Consider the following 2,707-nt stretch of genomic DNA (forward strand, 5'->3'; position numbering starts at 1 on the left):
GCCCTTGTGGTTGCGGTTGTGGGTGCGCCACGACTTGTACTCCACGACGGTGCAGCCCTCGGCTCTGAGGGCGGCGACGAGCGTGGACGCGGCGAGGGGGGTGGCCATCACGCCTCCTGGCGGGGAAGCGGCGTGACGCGGGGGATCTGAAGCTTGTCCCAGGCGACCTCGTCTGGAGTGCCGGACACGTCGCCGCCCTCCTTGGGGCGGAGCTGCTTCTGCCAGCGGGCGAAGGCGTCGCGGTGGGCGTTCGTCCAGTCCGGGCCGAGGGGCCGGCTGTCGGTGCAGCCCTCCTGCGCGAGGCGGGCGGCCATGGCGGTGAAGACGAGGCTGTGTCGGCCGCCGTGGAAGAAGTCGGCGCCGGGGTAGGGCTCGTAGGCGCTGGCGCTGGCCGTGGTGGTGTCGGGTACGGGCTCGGGCACCGCCGCCGTGGTCTTCTTGCGGGCAGGCGCCTGCTCGTCCTGCTGTTCGGTGGGTTCGGGCATGGCCCGTACTCCTGGATCTCCCCGCGCCCAGGTCTGCTTGGTGGCGGGCCCTGGTGGGGCCGTCCCTCTGGGGTGGGGCTTGGGTGGAGGGTCACCCGTTGTGATCAGAGTAGGGGCGGGGCAGGCCGGGTGTTGCCCCCCGGGCCCGCCCCCGGTGCTGGCTAGTCGAGCGGCCAGGAAATGTCGGAGAAATCGAAGGTGTCGGTGGTGGCGACGGCGGTGGACGCGTACACGGTGATCGTGCCGGTGGACTGGACGAGGCAGCCGAGGAAGCGGGGGTCACCGCTGGTGGCGCGGACGAGCCCGTAGAAGTGGTTCTTCAAGGGGCGCATCCCGGCGGGGATGGTGAACGCGTTCTGGTTGCCGGTGAATCCGGTTTTGGTGGAGGCGGCGCCGTCGAGGTAGGCGCGGGTGCCGTCGGACTGGATGCGTATGGACTGGTAGGTGGTGCTGGCGGGGGTGGTGGACCAGGCGCCTTCGGTGAGGCTGGCCCACGCGCCGGGCACGGGCACCGGGCGGTTGTTGGAGAAGGCGTTGCCGTCCTTGTCGACGCGGAACTTCTCGACGGCGTTGAGCATCAACCGCAGCAGGTTCCCGGTGTGTCCGTCTGCGGCGTTGACATACAAGGCGGACAGGTTGCTTGCGGCAGGGTGCATCTCGGTGCGCGCCTGAGAGAACCGGGCCAGACCCGGCGAGAAGCGCACCGTGGCGTCTTGGGTGGAGTCAGCGCTGTTCCGGTACCCGAAAATGGCGCCGGTGTTGTCCAGGTAGATTCGGCCGCCCTCGAAGAGGGTGTTGTTGTCGTTGCGGACCCGCTCAGCGGCCCAGAAATCAAGGCTGCCCTCCAGCCCGTACAGGGTGCGCCACTTCCACGTCTGTCCGCCCGCCGGGAAAGTTCCGGAGTTGAGGCCGAGGACCGCGTTAGCGCCGCTGACGTTGATGACGGCCTCGTTGGTGCGGGACGCGTTCGTCAGGCGCAGGCTCGGGAAGGTGCTGTTTGGGTCGAGGGCGAGGACCGCGCCGTTGGTGCCTGCGACGAGGACTCCCTGGGCGGACAGTTCACCAATGGCGGTGCCGGACGAGTTGTAGACGATGATCTTGTTTTGTCCGGCTTCGTTCAAGGTGATCCGCTGCCCCGACGTCGCCGTCTGGATCAGACCACCCGTCACCGTCGAACCGGTCACCGCACCCGTGAACGACCCCGACCCGTCCGCAGCGTTGAAGGCGATCGTCTGCGCGCCGCCCGCGCTGTAGACGCGCAGACCGTCCTCGTTCAACTCCACCCGCGCCCCCGCCGGGTCACCGGCCACCAGCCTGGTCACCAGTTGGAGGACCGCCTCCAGCTTCTCCGCCGTGACCGCCCCGGCCTCGATCGTCGCGGCCGTGACGGAACCGGCCTCGAGATCCGGGCCATCCACCCGAATGGGGGTGGCTTCCGTCTCCGTCGAGGGGGCGCCCGCGATACCGGAGGTGTTGACGGCGGTCAGCCGCACGTAGTGCGCCTCATACGGCAGCGGCAGCACCGGCAGCACACCCCCGTCCCCGGCCTTCGTGATCGTCCCCGCATACGTGTCCGCAGACGGGATGAACCCGGACGTGGTGGAGACGTGGACGGCGATGTGGTCGAAGTCGGCGGGGAGCATGGTGCCGTCGGCGAGGGTGCCGTCCCACACCACGCGCAGCCCGCCAATCGTCGGCGTCACCACCGGAGCGGACGGGACACCGGGCGGGGGCCCGTCGTGGGCTACCAGGCCGACGGTGCCGTCCGGCTGCACCCCGATCACCGCCCGCACCGTGCCCGCGTCGTCCTTCACCTCGAGGGCGGCGTTCTCGATGCTCCCGCCGTGCGCGTACCTTTGCCCCTTCTTGATCTCCTTGACTTCCTGGGTGAGCCGGGCGAGTTCGCTGGCGAAATCACGGGCCATGGTTAGGCTGCCTCCGGGCTTCCGTAGTGGTAGGAATCCGCCCTCTTCAACGTGAGGACGGCCTGGTCGGGGGATTCGGACGGCCGGTAGGAGTCGGCAATAACCCTTGCCCACCCCGACCAGACCACCCACTGGTTGGCGACGGTGACGTGCACGTCGTCGCCGATCTGCCACGATCCGAGAGGCGCGTTCGGATGGTCCCGGACAGTGATCGACTCGACCTGTCCGAGGACGCGGCGGCGTTTCAGCTCGGACGCGGCCCGCTTGCCGAGGACGTCGACACCGTTGACGGACGGG

2 protein-coding genes and 2 pseudogenes are annotated in these 2,707 nt (G+C 69.3%); all 4 read right to left on the reverse strand.

Going from position 1 to position 2,707, the window contains the following annotated elements; all coding sequences use genetic code 11:
• Positions 1-108 (reverse strand): annotated as a pseudogene (locus IE258_RS40470) (N-acetylmuramoyl-L-alanine amidase); the annotation flags it as partial.
• Complete coding sequence (locus IE258_RS40475; RefSeq protein WP_189750789.1) at positions 108-485, reverse strand: hypothetical protein; 378 nt, start codon at positions 483-485, stop codon at positions 108-110. The pseudogene IE258_RS40470 and the gene IE258_RS40475, both read right to left, overlap by 1 nt.
• A 161-nt stretch (positions 486-646) precedes the next feature.
• Positions 647-2,410: a phage tail protein gene (locus IE258_RS40480; protein ID WP_189750790.1), complete on the reverse strand. Its 1,764-nt coding sequence runs from the start codon at positions 2,408-2,410 to the stop codon at positions 647-649.
• Positions 2,411-2,412: 2 nt separating this feature from the next.
• Positions 2,413-2,707 (reverse strand): annotated as a pseudogene (locus IE258_RS40485) (hypothetical protein); the annotation flags it as partial.

This window comes from Streptomyces tendae (assembly GCF_014650435.1).
Classification (GTDB): Bacteria; Actinomycetota; Actinomycetes; order Streptomycetales; family Streptomycetaceae; genus Streptomyces; species Streptomyces tendae.